The following is an 18,781-nucleotide window of genomic DNA, read 5'->3' on the forward strand; positions in this document are numbered from 1 at the left end:
GGGATCCGCGCCGGTGGGTCCTCGATTCGGCACATCTCCTCAGGAGTGCGCGGCGCTAGGCCGGCGGGAGGCGGAGGACGTTCGACTCGCCGACCTCGAGATCCTCGACCCAGCGCAGGGTGCGGGCGAGCTCGTCGAGGGCGGGGATGAAGGTGAGGAAGCGCCCCTTGTCGGGACTCACCGCATGCAGGGTGACCAGTTGGGATCCCGTGTCCCACGTGTAGGTCGCGAACGGCGGCTTGCCGGTCTGCGTCGGCTCGTCCATGACGAGCTTCTCGCCCATGCCGAGGTGGGGGTTCGAGAAGTTCTCGGTGTCGTCGTACTCGATCGGCATCATCGCGCGCGCGGCACGGACCTGTGGGGTGAGCTCCTGCACCTGCGCGAGCGCGGCAAACGCCTCGGGGTCGTCCTTCCACGACCACGCCAGGAAGCGCCCGTTGGCGTTCTTCAGCCCTGCCTTGATGACGCGGTTCGCGATGAAGCTCATGACGCCGGAACCCGGCTGCCCGTGCGTGACCCCTGCCGTCGACAGCAGCATGCGGATCGCGGCCTTCCGGTGCCTTCCGCTGCCGAATCCGCCGCCCCGAATCGGCACCCAGCGGTTCGGATCGGCGTCGGCCTGCAGGTGGGACGTCATGGGCTCCAGTTTACGGCGCCCGGCGGCCGCGTCGGGATGAGGAAAGCCCTCCGGCGTGCGGCGTCATCCCCTGCGGCGGCGAATCAGGAACAGCGCCGTGCCCCCGCCGATGAGCACGATCGCGGCGATGATCACACCGATCGAGATCTGCGTGCCCGTCTCCGCGAGCGCGGCCAACTCGGTGACCTGAGCGTGGATGTCGACCATGCACTCAGCATCCCACTTTCGTCGAGAGGGGGGAAGCGCGCGATCCCAGGTCGCGCCGCTACCCTCGATCCGTGACCACCCCCGAACTCGCCCGCGCGGAATCGCTCATCGCCGTCACGCCCGACTACCCCGAGCCCGGCGTGCTCTTCCGCGACATCTCCCCGCTCCTCGCCGACCCGCACGCGCTGCGGGATGTCTGCGACGCTCTGATCGACCCGTTCCGGGGACAGTTCGACGTCGTCGGCGGGATCGAGGCGCGCGGCTTCCTGCTCGCCGGCTACATTGCCGCGGTCACGGGTGTCGGCATGCTGCCCATCCGCAAGGCCGGCAAGCTCCCGCAGCCCGCCGCCGCCGTCACATACGAGCTCGAATACGGCACCGCGACGATCGAGGCGCCCGGCGTTCTCGCACCGGGCGAGCGCGTCCTCCTCGTCGACGATGTCCTCGCCACGGGCGGCACGATCGCGGCCGCGAAGGAGATCATCTCTCAGCTCGGAGCCGAGACCATCGGATCCGCCGTCATCCTCGAGCTCGAGGCGCTCGGTGGCCGCACCCACGCCGGCGACGTCCACACGGTCTTCACCGCCTGACGCCGAGAGCGGGCGCTGCCGTCGAGAGCGGCGGCAGCATCCCCCTCTCTCGGCGACAGCACCCACCCTCGCGGGCGGAGCGCCTACTCCGCGTCGGCGACCACTTCTTCGGTGGTCACGGTCGGCGGTTCTTCCTTCGCCGCGGTGGGTGCCTTGGGTGGTGGTGCGACCCAATCCGAGAGGTTCTGAACGACATCGGCGTAGAACGTGTCGAACGCCTCGAGAACCGAGTCGATGAAGCAGCCGGATCCGACCCCACGTTTCGTGCCCATCTTCGTCATCGCCGCGACGCGAAATCGGACGATCTCGCGAGCGGGATCGATTATCAGCACATCGGGTGTCTCGCGTGCGTCGTCGAGGAGGTTCGCTGCGCCTTGACCACGCTGGTGCGGAACATACGCCTCGATCCGGGTGTCGCCGCGCGCCTCCCGAAGCTGTCGCACGAGCCAGTTGATGCGTGTGCGATTTCTGCCGCTCTTCGGGGCGTCGATGTCAACGGCGCACGTCACGGTGCGTGAACGAAGATCCGCCGTGATCACGATGTCGCCCACCGTGCCGGGGATGCGGATCACACCGCTGAGGCTCCCCTGATCGACGAGCTCGCGTGCGAGCGTCTGCTGTCGAAACGCCGGGTCCTGGCTCTCCTTTCGCGTCAGCTGGTGTTTGACGTCGACTCCCAGTCGACGGCCAGCACGGAGCGACGTGAAGCGCATCAGGGCGTCGAAGTTCGCCGTGATCTCTGCGATCGGCTCCTTGTCAGACGTCCGCAGCGTGCTGGTCCGGACGGAATCACGCACAGTCGTCCAGTTGTCGCCCATATCCTCGAACGCGAGCGCGCCCGACTTCGGGTGCTCGAGATATCGGATGAGCTCGCCCAGCACCCATGCCTGATCGGGGTCGCGAACCCCGCGATGCTCCTTCTCCATCACGGCCACGGTCAGCAGCCGTGACCACGACCAGTGGTGGAGGGTCAGCCGTCGAAGCTTGCGCCCGTCGACGCCGTCCGTCGGATGCTTGTCTGCATTGGGGCTGATCTCATTCGAGATCGTGATGAGTGCGTCAAAACCGTGTTCACGGGCGACATCGAGATAGTTGTTGAGCTGGTCGGGATCGAGTCGATTCCGTCCCGTCTTCACCTCGACGAGTGCGACCCACGTGCGTTTGCCGCGAGTGACACGGATGAGCCCGTCCGGACGGACGGACTTCTTTGTGCCGTGCAGTTCGAAGGAGACCTCGGTGAAGCAATCGACGCGACCTGCGGGCGCTCCTGCCATTCGCGTCAGGGAACGCCCGAATTCATCGACAGCAGTGATCACAGCGAGAAGTGCTGATGTCGCTCGTCTCTCCTGTTCCTGTGCTCCCGAGATTCCCGTTGTGGGAATCAGTCTCGCGGGCTCCCATGCGGCCTCTGCGTCGGCCTTCTTCTCTGCCATGGCGGAAACACTAGTGACGCGCCCGGGCGTCGTGGGATCGTCACACGAATTGAGACTCACCTGTAGTCCACACGGTCTTCACCGGCTGACCCTGCGGGCGGAGCGCCGAGGCGGCACACTGTGGGCATGACCGTGATCGATGACATCCCGCCGCAGTTCCGCCGCCTGCTCGATCTGCCGCTCTTCGGGCATCTCGGCACCGTCCGCCCGAACGGCACGGTGCAGGTCAACCCGATGTGGTTCGAGTTCGACGGGGAGCACGTGCGCTTCACGCACACGTCGAAGCGCCAGAAGTTCCGCAACCTCCAGAAGAATCCGTCGATGGCGCTCTCCCTCACGGATCCCGACGAGCCCGTCCACTATCTCGAGGTCGCGGGCCGGCTCGTCGACGTCGTCGAGGATCCGCAGGGCGACTTCTACGTGCACCTGGCGGATCGGTACGGCGCCCCGAACCAGCCCGCGCCGCCGGACAGCGCCGACCGCGTCATCCTCGTGATGTCGATCGAACGGTTCACGAAGCAGTGATCTGACGCCGAGAGCGGGCCGCCTGCGTCGGGCAGCAGCCCGCTGGGCCTGGTCGACGTCTGCCTCGGAAAAGTCCCGGAACCTGCCTCGAAAACGTCCCGGAAGTCGTCGACTCCGGACTGGCGGCGCACCTCATGCGGGTGAACGCGGCCAAGCTCGCGACGCTCGATCCCGCGGTGCTGAGCGATCTCGGCCACCTCGTCGAGACGTTCGTCGTCGGCGAGCTGCGCAAGCAGGTCTCATGGATGGAGGAGCCCGCCACGATCGGCCACTGGCGTACGAGCGACGGTGACGAGGTCGATCTCGTCATCGAGTTCGCTGACGGGGGAGTTCTCGCCTTCGAGATCAAGACGGCCGAACGGGTGTCAGGTCGAGAGCTGAGCGGCTTGAGGTCGCTGCGCCGCGCGCTGGGCGACCGGTTCATCGGCGGGGTCGCGTTCAGCATGGGGAGCCGCTCGTACACCTACGAGGACCGGATCCACGTGATGCCGATCGACCGTCTGTGGCGCACCGTGGGCGACGCGTGACCTGCCGGGGTCATCGGATCCGCCGGCATCCCTGAACTCCACGCGTTCGGCGGCCGTTCTCGGATCTCGCGCGTGCGGCCGTTCGTCGACGGACGGAAACAGCGAGGCAACGCGACGTCGCTAGCGTCGCGCCATGAGCACCACGCGCGCCCGTAACACGGTCGATTCGATCCCGCCTCTCGCCCGGCTGTTTCCGCTCGGGCTGCAGCACGTCCTCGCGATGTACGCGGGCGCCGTCGCCGTTCCGCTGATCGTCGGACGGGCGTTCGGGTTCGAGGGCGCCGACCTCGCGTACCTGATCAGCGCCGACCTGTTCGTCGCAGGCATCGCGACGATCCTGCAGTCGGTCGGCTTCTGGCGCTTCGGCGTGCGGCTGCCGCTCATGCAGGGCGTGACGTTCGCGGCCGTCGGCCCCATGGTCGCCATCGGACAGAGCTATCCGATCACCGCCGTGTTCGGTGCGACGATCGCCACGGGCGTCTTCATGATGGTCGTCGCGCCGTTCTTCTCGCAGCTGCTGAGGTTCTTCCCGCCGATCGTGACGGGCACGGTGATCCTCATCATCGGGCTGTCGCTCATGGGCGTGGCGGCAGGGTGGATCGTCGACGGCTCGACCGACGGCTCCGGATCCGGGACCCAGCTCGCGTTCGCCGCGGGAACTCTGCTGTTCATCGTCCTCGTCGAGCGCTTCGGGCCGCGGGCCCTGGCGCGCGTCTCGGTGCTGCTGGGCCTCGTCTTCGGAACGATTGTCGCCGCATTTGTGCCCGGCATGGTCGACATGTCGGGCGTCGGCGACGCCGCCTGGTTCGGGGTCGTCACGCCGTTCCACTTCGGTCTGCCGACGTTCGAGGTCGTGCCGATCCTGTCGATGCTCATCGTCGGCATCGTCATCATGACCGAGACGACGGGCGACATGATCGCCGTCGTCGAGAAGCCCGTGACGCGCCGCCAGCTCGCGGATGGTCTGCGGGCGGACGGGTTCGGCACGATGCTCGGCGGCATCTTCAACACGTTCCCGTACACGGCCTTCGCGCAGAACGTCGGGCTCGTGTCACTCACGGGCGTCCGCTCTCGATGGGTCGCCACGATGGCGGGTGCGATCCTCGTGATCCTCGGCCTCCTCCCGAAGGTCGCGTCGATCGTCGAAGGCGTGCCGCGCGCGGTGCTTGGCGGCGCGGGGGTCGCGCTGTTCGGCATGGTCGCCGCGAGCGGGATACGCACGCTGGCGAAGGTGAAGTTCGACAACCGCAACATCCTGGTCGTCGCGCTCTCGGTGGGCGTCGCGCTGCTGCCGACCGTGTCGCCGAGCATCTATCACCAGATGCCCGACTGGTTCCAGCTCATCTTCGACTCCGGCATCTCCGCCGGCGCGATCGCGGCGATCCTCCTCAATCTGCTGCTCGGCGGATCCTCGTCACGCGACGGCAGGGATCCGCACCTGCCGACGCACGACGGCCTGCGGGGTCCGGCCGCGGCCGCGCTCGTCCACCCCGACGCGACAGGCACGGGGCTCATCCCCGTGCAGATCCTTGGCAAGGACGGCGCAGAGCTCGTCACGCTCGATGGCGAGGGAAATCCCGTCGAGCCGCATGTGCTCGTGCCGGAGAAGGACACCTGACGCCGTCAGTCGGGATGCGTCGCCCGCCTTCGCGAGTCAGGCGGCGTCACCGGGGCCGGGCGAGCGTCGGCGCCAGCCCGGCCGGATCCGCGAGCAGCGGGGCGAAGGCCAGCTCGGCGGGCGCGATCTGCATGAGGCGCGACCGCATACGAGCGCGCTCGAGGCGGATCGCGCGGTTGTCGGCGCCGACGGGGTCGACGCGGACGGCCTGCGAGAGCCGCTCGCGGCTCGTCTCGAGCAGCACGCCGAGGTAGCCGGAGAGCACGACGGTCTCCGGCGCGAAGGCGTTGACGAAGTTCGTGAGCGCGACCGAGAGGACATCGACCTGCCGTGCGAGCTCGGCCGCCACGGCCGAATCGCGCACGACGCCCAGCTCGATGTCGAGCTCGTCCTCATCGAGCTTGCGGCGCCCGAGGAGCTCGAGGATCCGGGCGGGGTTCACCTCGGCCTCGAGGCAGCCGCGACGTCCGCACGCGCACTTCGCGCCGCGCGGGACGACCACGGTGTGGCCGAGCTCGCCCGCGAACCCCGAGGTGCCGCGCAGCAGGGTGCCGTCGAAGATGAGCCCGCCGCCGATGCCGTGTCGGGAACCGGTGAGGTACAGCAGGTTGTCGGTGCCGCGTCCGATGCCGAAGCGGGCCTCCGCCATCGCGCCGATGCTCGCGTTGTTGCCGGCGGCGACGCGGACGCCGAGCGCGTTCTCGAGGCGGGCCGAGATCGCCTCGCGCTTCCAGCCGAGGGGAGGGGCGAACAGCACGGTGCCGGTCGGATCCACGAGCCCCGGCACGACGAGGCCGGCGCCGACGAGGCGGTAGTGGCGCTCGATGTCGGCCCGCATCCCGTCGACGAGCGACGCGGTGATCTGGGCGAACTTCCGCGGGCTGGGCGCGCTGGCGAGGTCGTGTCGGACGCGCGAGTGGATGGATCCGTCGAGTCCGACGAGGGCCACGGTGACGGCATCGGGCTCCGCGACGATGCTGAGCGCGACGACGTCCCCCTCGGCTGCGACGCCGAGCGAGGGGCGCCCGACGCGTCCGGTCGGCGCCGTCTGCGTCTCGCGCACGACGCCGAGCTCGAGCAGCTCGGTCACGAGGGCGGTGACCGTCGAGCGATTCAGTCCGGTCTCGGTGCCGATGTGCGAGCGCGAGAGGGATCCCTCGACGTGCACGAGGCGGAGGACGGTCGACAGGTTCTGCTGCCGCACCTCCTCGTTCGTCGTGCGCGACCCCGTCGTGCGGGGCGGCGCCATGGCCCACGGTGCGAGGGGGCGATCGTGCGCGGCGTCCTTGTGGTCCACGGGCACACTCAGCTCCCCTCGGTGATGTGTCGCATGAGGAGCTCCTGCGTCGCGTCGTCGCGGTCGATCTCGGCCGTGATCCGCCCCTCGCAGACGGTGTAGATCCGGTCGGAGAGTCCGATGATCTCGGGCAGCTCCGACGAGATCACGATGACGCCCTTGCCCTGCGCCGCGAGCTCGTTGATGACGCCGTAGATCTCGTAGCGTGCGCCGACGTCGATGCCGCGCGTCGGCTCATCGAGGATCAGCACATCGGGGTTCGCGAACATCCACTTCGACAGCACGACCTTCTGCTGGTTGCCGCCGGACAGATCGCCCGTCGGCGTCGCCACGCTGGGCGCCTTGATGTTGAGCTTGTAGCGGTACGCGTCGGCGACCTTGTGCTCGCGGAACTGGTCGACCAGCCCTGCGCGCGACAGGCGGGAGAGACCTGCTGCCGACACGTTGGTCTGGATGTCGCCGAGCAGGTTCAGCCCGTAGGTGCGGCGATCCTCCGTCGCATACGCGATCCCGTGCGCGATCGCGTCGCGGGCCGAACGCAGGGAGATCTCCTCGCCGTTCTTGAACGCGGAACCGGTGACGTCGGTCCCGGCGGACTCCCCGAAGATGCTCATGGCGAGCTCGGTGCGCCCCGCGCCGATGAGGCCCGCGAGGCCCACGATCTCGCCCGAACGCACGGACAGGTTTGCGTCGTCGACCAGAAGCCGGGTCGGATCCGTCCGATGGCGCACCGACCAGTGCTCGATGCGGAGCAGCTCGTCGCGGATCTCGTGTTCGCGCGGCGGGAAGAGCGCATCGATGTCCCGGCCGACCATCGCGCGGATGATGCGGGCCTCGTCGGTCTCGGCATCGTCCGTGCGCATCGTCTCGATCGTCGCTCCGTCGCGGATCACCGTGATCCGGTCGGCGATCCGCAGCACCTCGTGGAGCTTGTGGCTGATGAGCAGGCACGTGATCCCCTGGGACCGCAGCTGCTCGAGGATCCCCAGAAGGCGGTTCGAGTCGGCGTCGTTGAGCGCGGCGGTCGGCTCATCGAGGATGAGGAGGTCGACGTCCTTCGCGAGCGCCTTCGCGATCTCGACGAGCTGCTGGCCCCCGACGCCGAGTTCGGAGACGCGCGTCGTCGGCGCCTCGTCGAGCCCGACGCGCTCCAGGAGCTCGGCGGCGCGGGCGTTCGTGCGCACCCAGTCGATGACGCCGTGGCGGGTGACCTCGTTGCCGAGGAAGAGGTTCTCGGCGATCGACAGCGTCGGCACGAGCGCGAGCTCCTGGTGGATGAAGACGATGCCCACGGCCTCGCTGTCGCTGATCGAGCGGAAGGCGGTCTCGCGCCCGGCGAACCAGACGGATCCGTCGTAGGTTCCCGCAGGGTGGACGCCGCTCAGGACGTTCATGAGGGTGGACTTGCCGGCCCCGTTCTCGCCGCAGATCGCGTGCACCTCGCCCGGCAGCACGTCGAGTGACACACTCGAGAGCGCGGTCGCACCGCGGAACCTCTTCGTGATCCCGGAGACGCGGAGGATGGGCTCGGACATGGCGGTGTGGGCTGCGTTCCTCTCTGAATCGCATGGCGCAGTGGGCCCGCGGGCCGACGGAACGACCGTGTGTCCGCATCGTTATCGTACGTGATTGCAATTTGTCCGCAGGCTCGTCAATATGTAGTCTGCACGACACGCGGCACATCGCCGCATCGGACACCGCGGTCCCGATCGATGCCGCGAGCACCAGCTCGCGCAGCACCGTGGGAGCGCTCCCCTTTCAACGAAGAGAGACACAGCAATGAAGCGAACTGGTCTGCGGATCTTCGGCGTCACCGGCGCCATCGCACTGGGAATGAGCCTGGCCGCCTGCTCCGGCGGAGCAGGCGGATCGGAAGGCGGCGGAGACGGCGGCGCCGAGGACGTCACGGTCGGCGTCGCGATGCCCACCGAGACGAGCGAGCGCTGGATCGCCGACGGCGAGGCCGTCGAGTCGCAGCTCGAGGAGAAGGGCTACGAGGTCGATCTGCAGTTCGCGAACGATGACATCCCGACGCAGCAGCAGCAGATCGAGCAGATGATCACGAACGGCGCCGACATCCTCATCGTCGCGTCGATCGACGGCACCGCCCTCGCCAGCCAGCTCAGCTCGGCCGCCGAGAAGGGGATCCCGATCATCTCCTACGACCGCCTCATCAACGGCACGGAGGACGTCGACTTCTACGTGACGTTCGACAACTACCAGGTCGGCGTCCAGCAGGCGCAGTCGCTCCTGCGCGGCCTCGGCTACCTCGACGAGAACTACGAGGAGACCGGCCTCGACGAGGAGAAGACCATCGAGGTGTTCGCCGGCTCGCCCGACGACAACAACACCGGCTTCTTCTACGGCGGTGCGATGGACACGCTCCAGCCCTACCTCGACGACGGCCGCCTCACGATCGGATCCGGCCAGACCGAGATGGACCAGGTCGCCACCCTGCGTTGGGACCAGGCCACGGCGCAGAAGCGCATGGAGGACCTGCTCACGTCGACGTACGGCGGCGGATCCGAGCCCCTGGACGGCGTGCTGTCGCCCTACGACGGCATCTCCCGCGGCATCATCACGGCCCTCCGAAACGCCGGCTACGGCAACTCGATCGAGGACGGCCTGCCCGTCGTCTCCGGTCAGGACGCCGAGATCGGCTCGGTCAAGATGATCAGCGACGGCGTGCAGTTCGCGACGATCTTCAAGGACACGCGCAAGCTCGCGACCGAGGCCGTCGAGGCGGCCGACGCGTACGCGACCGGCGAGGAGCCCGAGGCGAACGACACGGAGACGTACGACAACGGCGAGAAGGTCGTGCCGTCGTTCCTGCTCGAGTCCGACATCGTCGTGGAGGACAACATCACCGAACTGCTCATCGACACCGACTACTGGACCGAGGCCGAGGTCGAGGCGGGCGTCGCGGAGTAACTCCCGCGGGCCGACGACGCCCGCCCGGCGCGAGAGCGACCGGGCGGGCGTCCGTCCTGATCGAATCCCACAGAAGGGGTCATGATGTCCGACGCCATCCTCGAGATGCGCAGCATCACCAAGAACTTTCCCGGCGTGAAGGTGCTCAAGGGAGTCGACCTGCACGTCGAGCGCGGCGAGATCCACGCCATCTGCGGCGAGAACGGCGCCGGCAAATCCACCCTCATGAAGGTGCTGTCGGGCGTCTACCCGCACGGCAGCTACGGCGGGGATATCCTGCTCGAAGGACGTCCCGTCGAGTTCCACTCGATCCGCGACTCCGAGAAGCAGGGAGTCGTGATCATCCATCAGGAGCTCGCGCTCGTCCCGCACCTCTCGGTGGCCGAGAACATCTTCCTCGGCAACGAGCGCCAGCGCGGCGGGATCATCGACTGGAACCAGGCGAACCACGAGGCCGCGCAGTACATGGAGCGCGTAGGCCTGCACGAGAACCCGACGACGCTCGTCGGCCAGCTCGGCGTCGGCAAGCAGCAGCTCATCGAGATCGCGAAGGCGATGACGAAGGACGTCAAGCTCCTCATCCTCGACGAGCCGACGGCCGCCCTCAACGACAACGACTCGGAGCACCTCCTGGGGCTCCTGCGTCAGCTGCGCGACGAGGGCATCACGTCGATCATCATCAGCCACAAGCTCGGCGAGATCGAGGCCGTGGCCGACAACACCACCGTGATCCGCGACGGCGAGTCCATCGAGACGCTCGACATGCACGCCCCCGACGCCTCGCAGAACCGGATCATCCGGGCCATGGTCGGCCGCTCTCTCGACAACCGCTTCCCGGATCACACGCCGACGATCGGCGAGGAGATCTTCCGCGTCGAGAACTGGACGGCCTACCACCCGACCCAGGCCGGACGCGTCGTCGTCGACGACGCGAATCTCTCGGTCCGGGCCGGCGAGATCGTCGGCATCGCGGGCCTCATGGGCGCGGGACGCACCGAGTTCATGATGAGCGTCTTCGGCCACGCCTACGGCCGCGACATCTCGGGACGGGTGTTCCTGCACGGTCGGGAGATCTCGACCCGCACCGTGACGGAGGCGATCGACAACGGGCTCGCCTACGTGTCCGAGGACCGCAAGCACTACGGCCTCAACCTCGTCACCGACATTCGGACGAACATCACGGCCGCCGCGCTCGACAAGATCAGCAACTCAGCCTCGCTCATCAACGCGAACGAGGAGATCAAGGTCAGCGAGGAGTACCGTCGCAGCCTCGGCATCAAGACGCCGACGGTCATGCACAACGTCGGCACCCTCTCGGGCGGCAACCAGCAGAAGGTCGTGCTGTCGAAGTGGCTGTTCTCGGATCCCGAGGTCCTCATCCTCGACGAGCCGACGCGCGGCATCGACGTCGGGGCCAAGTACGAGATCTACGAGATCATCCAGCGGCTCGCCGACGAGGGCAAGGCGATCATCGTCGTCTCGAGCGAGCTCCCGGAGCTGCTCGGGATCAGCGACCGCATCTACACACTCGCCTACGGGCGGATCACCGGACAGATGGACGCGTCCGAGGCGACGCAGGAAGAGCTCATGACACTCATGACGATCGAGAACGACAAGGAGACCGCGGCATGACGAACGTGTTCGTGGAGGCGAAGGACCTGCTGACCCGCAACCTGCGCACCTCCGGTATCTACATCGCGTTCGTCGCGATCATCGTCCTGTTCACGATCCTCACGAACGGCACGCTCCTCGCGCCCGAGAACGTGACGAACCTGGTGCTGCAGAACGCGCACATCCTCATCATGGCGCTCGGCATGATCATGGTGATCGTCGCGGGGCACATCGATCTCTCCGTCGGATCCGTGCTCGCATTCGCCTCGGCGGTCTCCGCCGTCGCCGTCATCAAGATGGGCATGCCCTGGTGGGTCGGCATCCTCGCCGCGATCATCACGGGAATCATCGTCGGCGTCTGGCAGGGCTTCTGGGTCGCGGTCGTCGGCATCCCCGCGTTCATCGTGACGCTCGCCGGCATGCTGATGTTCCGCGGGCTCACCTGGCTCGTGCTCGAGAACGTGTCGCTCTCGCCGTTCCCGATGGAGTACCGCCAGTCGGCCTCCGGATTCATCGACGGGATCTTCGGGCAGATCACGGTCGGGCAGGGGCAGGGGCTCCTCGCGGAGCCGCAGACGATCGACGTCTTCACGATGCTCATCGGCGTCCTCGCCGTCATCGGCTTCGTCGCGATCCAGTTCCGCGACCGCCGGGCCCGCGTCGAGTACCACCAGCAGGTCGAGTCGATGCCGCTGTTCATCATCAAGCTCGTCGCGGTCGCCGCAGTCGTGCTCGCGTTCGCCTTCGCGCTCGCCTACAACCGCGGCTTCCCGATCGTGCTCGTCATCCTCGGCGTGCTCGTGCTCGTCTACCAGGTGGTCACGAACCGCACGGTGTTCGGCCGTCGCGTCTACGCGGTCGGCGGCAACCTCGCCGCGGCGCGTCTCAGCGGCGTCAACGTCGTGAAGATGAACTTCTGGATCTTCGTGAACATGGGCTTCCTCACGGGCATCGCCGCGGCGGTCTTCTCCGCGCGATCCAACGGCGCCCAGCCCGGCATGGGCAACATGTTCGAGCTCGACGTCATCGCGGCCTGCTTCATCGGCGGCGCCTCGACGACGGGCGGCGTCGGCCGCGTGACCGGCGCCCTCGTCGGTGGCCTCGTCATGGCCGTCATGTCGAACGGCATGTCGCTGATGGGCTGGCCGCAGTCGGCGCAGCAGATCGTCAAGGGACTCGTGCTGCTGCTCGCGGTCGCCTTCGACATCTACAACAAGCGCCGCGCGGGCGTCGCGCGCTGATCTGACGCGCGTGAGAAGGCCCTGGTTCCGAATGGCGGATCCAGGGCCTTCCTGCGTCAGATGAAGGCGGGCAGGTCCTGCCAGGCGGCCGGGGCGTCGGAGACGCCGTCGCGGATGACCGTGCCCTCGATGAGGCCGTAGGGGCGGTCGTCGGCGATGAAGACCTCGCCGGCGTTCTCGAGGCCGAAGCGCGCGAGGTCGTACACGAAGTGGTGCGCGTTCGGCATCGTGAAGCGGATCTCCGCGAGCTCGGGGCGGGCCGCGATCGCCGCCTTCCCCATCTCGTAGAGGGTCTGCTGCAGCGCGAGCGAGTGCACGTCGGCGAAGCGGTCGAGCAGCACCTGGCACACCTCGTCGTAGAGACCGTTGTAGTCGATGCCCGCCTCGACGGCCTCCGGCAGGTAGCGCCAGCGACCCGTCACGCTCGTCGCCATGATGCGATCGTCCGTCTCGGGCAGCGTCGTGAACTCGGTCTTGGGGTAGCCCGAGAACTCGGATCCGGTCGACTTCAGCACCATGAGATCCTTCACGCCGCCCGTCACGTGCGTCTCGCCGCTCGCGACCTGCACCGCGGCGAGGCGCGTCGCCCGCCCGTTGCGGACGAACGAGTGATCCTCGCCCGGGCCGCCGGAGGCGATCCGATCCCACGCGTACTGCTCGGCCTGCCACAGTCCGCCGTCGATCCAGTCGAACTCGCTCGTGAAATGATCCGCGAGGGTCTGCAGGAACTGCTCGGGGGAGCGCACGCCGTGGAGCTTCGCGAACGCGAACACCGTGTTCTTCTGGGTGTCGGTCGCGATGATCTTCGCGTTGTCGCCTGAGAGGAAGGAGTCGGCCAGGTCGCCGCGCAGCTGCGAGGTGACGTTGAGGTCGGCGATCTCGTGGCGCGCGGTGTCGCGGGTGATGCGCACGAGGCGCACCTCGGCCTTGCCGTACTTGTTCGGCCCCAGACGCACGGAGACGTCGCTCATGTCAGCTCCCTCGGTAGGTGGAATAGGCGAACGGGCTGAGGAGGATCGGCACGTGACAGTGCCGATCGTCGGAGACCGTGAACGTGACCGTCACGAACGGGTAGAAGGCGTCGATGCCGCGCGCCTCGAAGTGCGCGCGTGTCTCGAAGCGGAGCGTGTAGTCGCCCGGATCGAGGACGTCAGGGCCGAGGCCCGCGCGCCCGTCGTCGTCGGTGACGCCGTCGGCGATCGCGGTTCCGTCGACCGCGGTGAGCGACAGCCGGATCCCCGGGGCGGGCGCGCCCTGCGCGGCGTCGAGAACGTGCGTGGTGAGGTGCGGCATCAGGGTGCTTCCGGCGTGGCGTCGTCGTCGATCGCGTCCTCGAGGCGCAGCTGCGCGATCTGCGCGAGCTGGTACGCGGCCTCGTGCCACTCGGTCTCGGGATCGGATTCGAGGCGGCGTTCGAGCTCGGCGAGGATCTCCTCGGGGGAGCGGCCCGCCGCGCGGATGAGGAAGACCCGACCGAACCTCTCCTCGTACGCCGCGTTGCCGTCGGCGATGCGCTGCACGATGTCGTCGGCGGCCCGCTGCACGGCCGACTGCTCGTGCCGCGAGTGGTCGGCGTTCGCGCCTTCTGCGGTGACGCGGTCGCCGATGCGCGGGTGGTGCGCGAGGGCGGCGTCGACGTCGTCCTCCGTCCACTCCTTCGCGAGGCGGCCGGCGAGATCCTCGAGGTCCTCGACGGCGTCGAACGGGCGAGCCTCGACGATCGCACGGGTCCACGCGGGCACGTCGGCCCACACGCGCACGATCTCTCGAGCCTCGTCGGCAGGAAGCTGGTTGAATTCGGCGATGAGCACGCGCCCAGGCTAACCGCGGGATCGTTTCCCGTGTGTTGCGGGCGCCAGAAGGGGGCCGCGGGACCCGTCACGCGCGCGATGCTCCCCGGCGTCGCCGCGGCGCGGGCGCCTCGGCGGGAAGACGGTCGACGAGCAGGGGGAGCGACTCGACAGCGGCGCGCTCGACGTGTGCGGCCATCAGCATCGTGGCGAGCTCGCGCCGTCCGTCGACGACGGCGTCCACGATGTCCTTGTGCTCGCGCCACATCGACGGGGTGTCGCGCTCGGGCGTCAGGCGGAACAGCCAGCGCACCCGTCCGCTCAGCAGTCCGCTCATGCGCTGGAGGAGCGCATGCCCGGAGAGGGCCAGGATCTCGTCGTGGAGATCGGAGTTCCGCGTGGAGGGCGGGGGATCGCTCGCGTCGGCGTGCGCATTCTGCAGAGCGTCGAGAAGACGGGCTGTGTCGGCGCCGTCGGCGGCGCGATCTGCGGCGAAGCCCGCCGCGAGCGGTTCGAGCTGACGGCGGAGGTCGAACACCTCGCGGGCGTCGGCGAGCGTGAAGGTGTGGACGATGGAGCCCCGGCGCGGGCGGGACACCGCGAAGCCCTCCGCTTCGAGAATCGGCAGCGCCTCTCGGACGGGGATCCGCGACACCTGCAGCCGCTCGGCGATGTCGCGCTCGTTGAGGCGCGCGCCCATGGCGATCTCGCCCGTGATGATCTGCTCGCGCAGATGGTGGGCGATGCGGGCGGGAAGCCCAGACGGGGTCTCCGGAGTCATGCGGGAATCTTCGCAGGCGGGGCTCGTTCCGCCGGTATGGCATGCCAAACAAGTCAAAGTGTCACATGTCGGACTCAAATGGCGCTGTTTGGTATTCAAAAATGACACCACGGTAAGGCTTCTGTGACGAACGGATTACGCGGGCCGGATCCGGCTGTGCGGGCCCCTAACGTCACTTCTCGTGACCGCTTATCTCCTCCGCCGACTCGTGCTGGCGCTCGTGACGATCTTCCTCGTCGCGACGATCGCCTTCGCACTCGGCCGCGCGACGGGCGAACCCGCGGCCCTCCTGCTGCCGGACAGCGCGACGGCCGACGACGTCGCGGCGCTCAACAGCACCCTGGGGTTCGACCGCCCGCTTCTCGTCCAGTACCTCGCGACGCTCGGAGGAATCGTCGTCGGCGACTTCGGCGACTCCTACCGCCTGCGTGAGCCTGCGCTCGGCCTCGTGCTCGAGCGGCTTCCCGCGACGTTCGAACTCGCCCTGTGGTCGTTCGTCATCGGCTTCGCGCTCGCCCTCGTCGTCGCGCTGCTCATCCAGCTGACCGGCAGCCGCGCTCTGCGTGCGATCGCCAACTGGTGCGGCGCGCTCCGCCAGTCGGTGCCCGACTTCTTCTTCGGCCTGCTGCTCGTGCTCGTGTTCGCGGTGATGCTCGGGGTCCTGCCCTCGCTCGGCCGCACCAGCCCGGAGAGCCTCGTGCTCCCGGTGCTCACCCTCACGACCGGTCAGTTCGTGATGTACCTGCGTCTGCTCGACGCGGCCCTGAGCGAGCAGGCCGGGCTCGACTACGTGCGCACGGCCTTCGCGCAGGGGAGGCGCCGCGAGGCGATCCTCGTCACGCAGATGCTGCCCAACGCGCTGCTGCCCGTGCTCGGCATGGCCGGGCTCAACCTCGGCGGTCTTCTCGGGGGCACGGTCGTCGTCGAGGTCGTCTTCGCATGGCCGGGTCTCGGCCAGCTACTCACCGACGCGGTGAGCCAGCGCGACTTCCCGATCGTGCAGGCCGGGCTGCTGTTCGTCGCGCTGATGTTCATCGTCGTGAACACCCTCGTCGACATGCTCGTGTTCCGCATCGACCCGAGGACGGCCGCCGCATGACCGCGCAGATCTCCGCTCCCCTCGCCGAATCTTCGGCCGTCGCCACGCGTCGACCGCGGATGCGCCTGACCCCCTCGGCCATCGTCGGCGTCGTGATGCTCGCCGCCGTCGCCCTGCTCGCCGCTGTGCCCCCGCTGCTGCCGGGGTTCGCTCCCATGGCGCAGGATCTGTCGTCGGTGCTGCTCGCGCCCCTGGAGGATCCGGCTCATCCGCTCGGAACCGACGCGCTCGGTCGCGACCTGTTCGATCGGCTCTCGCTCGCGACATCCGTGACGCTCGGGATCACGCTCGCGATCGTCTGCATGAACGCGGTCATCGGCACCGCCGTCGGCGTGTTCGCCGGCTACTTCGGCGGGCGCATCGAGAACGTCGTGTCGGTGATGAGCAACGTGACCCTCGCGATGCCGGTCGTGCTGCTGCTCATCGCCATCTGCGCCGTCCTCCGCCCGAGCGCGGGGCTCACGATCCTCGTGCTCGGCTGCACGTGGTGGGTCGGATACGCCCGCGTCACGCGGAACGTGACCGCGTCCCTGCGGCGACAGGACTTCGTCGTCTCGCCCCTGACGCAGGGCGGCGACACGGCCTGGGTGCTCGTCCACCACATCGTGCCCAACGTCTGGCCGCACACCCTGATCATCGCGGTCACCGACATCTCGACGATCGTGCTGCTCGAGTCCTCGCTCGAGTACCTCGGCCTCGGCGTGCAGCCGCCCATTCCGAGCTGGGGCGGGATGATCTTCGACGGTCAGAAGCACCTCGGCACCGACCCCTGGATCTCGATCCTCCCCGGGCTCGCGATGTTCCTCGCGGTCGCGGGTGCCCAGTTCCTCAGCCACCAGTTCACCGCCGAGGGCCGCGGAGTCCTCCTGCGCCGGGGAGGCATGTCATGACCAGCGTGCTCACGATCGACGACCTCGTGATCGAGGCGACGGGGGCGAGCGGTCCCCGCACCCTCGTCCGCGGAGTGTCCCTCGAGGTGGCCCCCGGCGAAGCGCTCGGCGTGGTCGGGGAGTCGGGCTCCGGCAAGAGCCTGACCATGCTCGCGTCGATGGGCCTGCTCCCGGCCGGCGTGCGTCGTGTCGCCGGCACGATCACGCTGGACGGGCAGGACATCACCACCTTCGACGAACGGCGGATGCGCAGGATCCGCGGGCGAGCCGCGGCCATGGTGTTCCAGGATCCGATGTCCGCGCTCGACCCGCTCCGGTCGGTCGGGGCGCAGGTCGCGACCGCGGTGCGGGTGCACCAGCCGCAGCTCTCCCGTCGGCAGGCGCGGGGGCGCGCACTCGAGCTCCTCACGGCCGTGGGCGTCCGCGATGCCGCTGAGCGTGCGGTCACGCGTCCGCACCAGTGGTCAGGCGGCATGCGCCAGCGCGCCATGATCGCGATGGCGATGGCGCACGACCCCGTGCTTCTCATCGCCGACGAGCCCACCACGGCGCTCGACGTCACCGTGCAGGCGCAGGTGATGGATCTCATCGACGAGGTGCGGGACCGCACGGGCAGCGCTCTCGTGCTGATCACGCACGATCTGGGCCTCGTCGCCCAGCACACCGACCGGATCGCAGTGATGACGGACGGGCGCATCGTCGAGCGCGGCGAGACGCTGTCGGTGCTGCACGACCCGAGCGATGTCTACACGGAGCGCCTGCTTGCGGCACGACCCGAGGCGATGGAGCCGTCGCGCTCGCCGCAGTCCGGCTCGCCCGATCTCGCCCTGCGCGCCGACGACATCGTCGTCGAGTATCCGGGCCCGCGCGGAACCCCTGTGCGCGCCGTCGACGGCGTCTCGGTGCGCGTCGAGGCGGGCGAGACCGTCGCGATCGTCGGCGAATCCGGCTGCGGGAAGTCGTCGCTCGCGCGGGCGATCCTCGGGATCCATCCCGCGACGTCCGGGGTCGTCGCCATCGGCGGCGAGCAGGTCGCGCTGTCGCTCGCGGCCCGCAGCGCCCGCCAGCGAGAGGGCGCGCAGCTCGTCTTCCAGGATCCGTACTCGGCTCTCGATCCGCGCCTCACCGTGGCCGACATCGTGGCGGAGCCCCTGCGGATCCGGCGGTCCTATCAGCCGGAGCGCGTCCGACGTCTGCTGGCCGATGTCGGACTCGACGACAGCTTCGCGCAGCGCACCCCCGGCCAGCTGTCGGGCGGCCAGCGGCAGCGCGTCGGCATCGCTCGCGCGCTCGCGCTGCACCCGCGTCTGCTCGTGCTCGACGAGCCGGTCTCCGCGCTCGATGTGTCGATCCAGGCGCAGGTGCTCGAGCTGCTCGACGACCTGCAGCGCACTCACGGCCTCGGCTACCTCTTCATCTCCCACGACCTCGGGGTCATCCGCAACATCGCCGACCGGGTCGTCGTGATGGAGCAGGGCCGCGTCGTCGAGGAGGCCGCCACCGCTGACATCTTCGATGACCCACAGCACCCCCGCACGCGCGCACTGCTCGACGCCGTGCCGCGCATCCCCGCACCGCTCTCACTCCGCTCCTGATCGAAAGAG

At 68.6% G+C, this 18,781-nt stretch carries 19 protein-coding genes; 10 read left to right on the forward strand and 9 right to left on the reverse strand.

The genetic code is table 11. The annotated features are described in order from the left end of the window. Positions 1-55 precede the first annotated feature (55 nt). Both KOL93_RS08625 and KOL93_RS08630 read right to left on the reverse strand, forming a co-directional pair. The gene (locus tag KOL93_RS08625; protein ID WP_221584930.1) at positions 56-637 is read right to left on the reverse strand and encodes a hypothetical protein; all 582 of its coding nucleotides are present in this window, start codon (positions 635-637) and stop codon (positions 56-58) included. 63 nt (positions 638-700) lie between these two features. Further along, the gene (locus tag KOL93_RS08630; protein WP_221584931.1) at positions 701-844 is read right to left on the reverse strand and encodes an LPXTG cell wall anchor domain-containing protein; all 144 of its coding nucleotides are present in this window, start codon (positions 842-844) and stop codon (positions 701-703) included. A 71-nt stretch (positions 845-915) separates the two neighbouring features. Here KOL93_RS08630 and KOL93_RS08635 point away from each other — a divergent pair, with 71 nt between their 5' ends. Then, positions 916-1,434 carry an adenine phosphoribosyltransferase gene (locus KOL93_RS08635; RefSeq protein WP_221584932.1) on the forward strand — a complete coding sequence of 173 codons (519 nt, stop codon included), beginning with the start codon at positions 916-918 and terminating at the stop codon, positions 1,432-1,434. 83 nt (positions 1,435-1,517) lie between these two features. On the opposite strand, the gene KOL93_RS08640 is transcribed toward KOL93_RS08635, so the two are convergent. Continuing rightward, complete coding sequence (locus tag KOL93_RS08640; protein ID WP_221584933.1) at positions 1,518-2,708, reverse strand: VRR-NUC domain-containing protein; 1,191 nt, start codon at positions 2,706-2,708, stop codon at positions 1,518-1,520. A gap of 285 nt (positions 2,709-2,993) precedes the next feature. Here KOL93_RS08640 and KOL93_RS08645 point away from each other — a divergent pair, with 285 nt between their 5' ends. The 3 genes from KOL93_RS08645 to KOL93_RS08655 all read left to right on the forward strand — a co-directional run bounded on the left by KOL93_RS08645 (position 2,994) and on the right by KOL93_RS08655 (position 5,537). Then, a complete protein-coding gene (locus KOL93_RS08645; RefSeq protein ID WP_221584934.1) occupies positions 2,994-3,392 on the forward strand; it encodes a PPOX class F420-dependent oxidoreductase in 399 nt (132 codons plus the stop codon). A 59-nt stretch (positions 3,393-3,451) separates the two neighbouring features. Further along, complete coding sequence (locus KOL93_RS08650; RefSeq protein WP_260406345.1) at positions 3,452-3,919, forward strand: DUF4143 domain-containing protein; 468 nt, start codon at positions 3,452-3,454, stop codon at positions 3,917-3,919. Between the two features lie 133 nt (positions 3,920-4,052). Further along, positions 4,053-5,537: a nucleobase:cation symporter-2 family protein gene (locus KOL93_RS08655; protein ID WP_221584936.1), complete on the forward strand. Its 1,485-nt coding sequence runs from the start codon at positions 4,053-4,055 to the stop codon at positions 5,535-5,537. A gap of 46 nt (positions 5,538-5,583) precedes the next feature. On the opposite strand, the gene KOL93_RS08660 is transcribed toward KOL93_RS08655, so the two are convergent. Both KOL93_RS08660 and KOL93_RS08665 read right to left on the reverse strand, forming a co-directional pair. Continuing rightward, positions 5,584-6,840, reverse strand: a complete 1,257-nt coding sequence (locus KOL93_RS08660) for an ROK family protein (RefSeq protein WP_221584937.1) — start codon at positions 6,838-6,840, stop codon at positions 5,584-5,586. A gap of 2 nt (positions 6,841-6,842) precedes the next feature. Next, positions 6,843-8,369, reverse strand: coding sequence for a sugar ABC transporter ATP-binding protein (locus KOL93_RS08665; RefSeq protein WP_221584938.1), 1,527 nt, complete (start codon positions 8,367-8,369; stop codon positions 6,843-6,845). A gap of 244 nt (positions 8,370-8,613) precedes the next feature. Between KOL93_RS08665 and chvE the strand changes: the two genes are divergently transcribed. The 3 genes from chvE (at position 8,614) to mmsB (ending at position 12,617) form a co-directional block, all read left to right on the forward strand. Next, positions 8,614-9,765, forward strand: a complete 1,152-nt coding sequence (gene chvE, locus KOL93_RS08670) for a multiple monosaccharide ABC transporter substrate-binding protein (protein ID WP_221584939.1) — start codon at positions 8,614-8,616, stop codon at positions 9,763-9,765. An 84-nt stretch (positions 9,766-9,849) separates the two neighbouring features. Then, positions 9,850-11,397, forward strand: a complete 1,548-nt coding sequence (mmsA, locus tag KOL93_RS08675; protein WP_221585120.1) for a multiple monosaccharide ABC transporter ATP-binding protein — start codon at positions 9,850-9,852, stop codon at positions 11,395-11,397. Then, complete coding sequence (gene mmsB, locus KOL93_RS08680) at positions 11,394-12,617, forward strand: multiple monosaccharide ABC transporter permease (protein ID WP_221584940.1); 1,224 nt, start codon at positions 11,394-11,396, stop codon at positions 12,615-12,617. The genes mmsA and mmsB overlap by 4 nt, the downstream gene beginning before the upstream one ends. A gap of 56 nt (positions 12,618-12,673) precedes the next feature. Here the strand turns inward: mmsB and pucL are convergent, their stop codons facing one another. From pucL to KOL93_RS08700, 4 genes are all read right to left on the reverse strand, one after another. Next, entirely contained in the window at positions 12,674-13,588 is a 915-nt protein-coding gene (gene pucL / locus KOL93_RS08685) for a factor-independent urate hydroxylase (protein WP_221584941.1), read from the reverse strand. Between the two features lies 1 nt (position 13,589). Continuing rightward, entirely contained in the window at positions 13,590-13,910 is a 321-nt protein-coding gene (gene uraH / locus KOL93_RS08690) for a hydroxyisourate hydrolase (protein ID WP_221584942.1), read from the reverse strand. Further along, complete coding sequence (gene uraD / locus KOL93_RS08695) at positions 13,910-14,428, reverse strand: 2-oxo-4-hydroxy-4-carboxy-5-ureidoimidazoline decarboxylase (protein WP_221584943.1); 519 nt, start codon at positions 14,426-14,428, stop codon at positions 13,910-13,912. The genes uraH and uraD overlap by 1 nt, the downstream gene beginning before the upstream one ends. Before the next feature lie 67 nt (positions 14,429-14,495). Next, positions 14,496-15,188 (reverse strand): GntR family transcriptional regulator, encoded by a 693-nt coding sequence (locus tag KOL93_RS08700; protein WP_221584944.1) that lies wholly within the window; start codon positions 15,186-15,188, stop codon positions 14,496-14,498. 181 nt (positions 15,189-15,369) lie between these two features. On the opposite strand from KOL93_RS08700, the gene KOL93_RS08705 reads away from it, so the two are divergent. Genes KOL93_RS08705 through KOL93_RS08715 form a run of 3 tightly spaced genes read left to right on the forward strand, consistent with a single transcriptional unit; the run spans position 15,370 to position 18,772 of the window. Beyond that, positions 15,370-16,287: an ABC transporter permease gene (locus KOL93_RS08705; RefSeq protein WP_221584945.1), complete on the forward strand. Its 918-nt coding sequence runs from the start codon at positions 15,370-15,372 to the stop codon at positions 16,285-16,287. Then, positions 16,284-17,177, forward strand: coding sequence for an ABC transporter permease (locus KOL93_RS08710; protein ID WP_221584946.1), 894 nt, complete (start codon positions 16,284-16,286; stop codon positions 17,175-17,177). The genes KOL93_RS08705 and KOL93_RS08710 overlap by 4 nt, the downstream gene beginning before the upstream one ends. Further along, positions 17,174-18,772, forward strand: a complete 1,599-nt coding sequence (locus KOL93_RS08715; RefSeq protein WP_221584947.1) for a dipeptide ABC transporter ATP-binding protein — start codon at positions 17,174-17,176, stop codon at positions 18,770-18,772. The genes KOL93_RS08710 and KOL93_RS08715 overlap by 4 nt, the downstream gene beginning before the upstream one ends. Positions 18,773-18,781 lie beyond the last annotated feature (9 nt).

The organism is Microbacterium salitolerans (assembly GCF_019720895.1).
Lineage (GTDB): Bacteria > Actinomycetota > Actinomycetes > Actinomycetales > Microbacteriaceae > Microbacterium.

What these genes read in the sequence shown, in the direction of transcription:
- KOL93_RS08625 (WP_221584930.1), bottom strand. Translation starts at nt 637, where the DNA reads ATGACGTCCCACCTGCAGGCCGACGCCGATCCGAACCGCTGGGTGCCG.
- KOL93_RS08630 (WP_221584931.1), bottom strand. Translation starts at nt 844, where the DNA reads ATGGTCGACATCCACGCTCAGGTCACCGAGTTGGCCGCGCTCGCGGAG.
- KOL93_RS08640 (WP_221584933.1), bottom strand. Translation starts at nt 2,708, where the DNA reads ATGGCAGGAGCGCCCGCAGGTCGCGTCGATTGCTTCACCGAGGTCTCC.
- KOL93_RS08645 (WP_221584934.1), top strand. Translation starts at nt 2,994, where the DNA reads ATGACCGTGATCGATGACATCCCGCCGCAGTTCCGCCGCCTGCTCGAT.
- KOL93_RS08655 (WP_221584936.1), top strand. Translation starts at nt 4,053, where the DNA reads ATGAGCACCACGCGCGCCCGTAACACGGTCGATTCGATCCCGCCTCTC.
- KOL93_RS08665 (WP_221584938.1), bottom strand. Translation starts at nt 8,369, where the DNA reads ATGTCCGAGCCCATCCTCCGCGTCTCCGGGATCACGAAGAGGTTCCGC.
- chvE (WP_221584939.1), top strand. Translation starts at nt 8,614, where the DNA reads ATGAAGCGAACTGGTCTGCGGATCTTCGGCGTCACCGGCGCCATCGCA.
- mmsA (WP_221585120.1), top strand. Translation starts at nt 9,850, where the DNA reads ATGTCCGACGCCATCCTCGAGATGCGCAGCATCACCAAGAACTTTCCC.
- mmsB (WP_221584940.1), top strand. Translation starts at nt 11,394, where the DNA reads ATGACGAACGTGTTCGTGGAGGCGAAGGACCTGCTGACCCGCAACCTG.
- pucL (WP_221584941.1), bottom strand. Translation starts at nt 13,588, where the DNA reads ATGAGCGACGTCTCCGTGCGTCTGGGGCCGAACAAGTACGGCAAGGCC.
- uraH (WP_221584942.1), bottom strand. Translation starts at nt 13,910, where the DNA reads ATGCCGCACCTCACCACGCACGTTCTCGACGCCGCGCAGGGCGCGCCC.
- KOL93_RS08700 (WP_221584944.1), bottom strand. Translation starts at nt 15,188, where the DNA reads ATGACTCCGGAGACCCCGTCTGGGCTTCCCGCCCGCATCGCCCACCAT.
- KOL93_RS08710 (WP_221584946.1), top strand. Translation starts at nt 16,284, where the DNA reads ATGACCGCGCAGATCTCCGCTCCCCTCGCCGAATCTTCGGCCGTCGCC.
- KOL93_RS08715 (WP_221584947.1), top strand. Translation starts at nt 17,174, where the DNA reads ATGACCAGCGTGCTCACGATCGACGACCTCGTGATCGAGGCGACGGGG.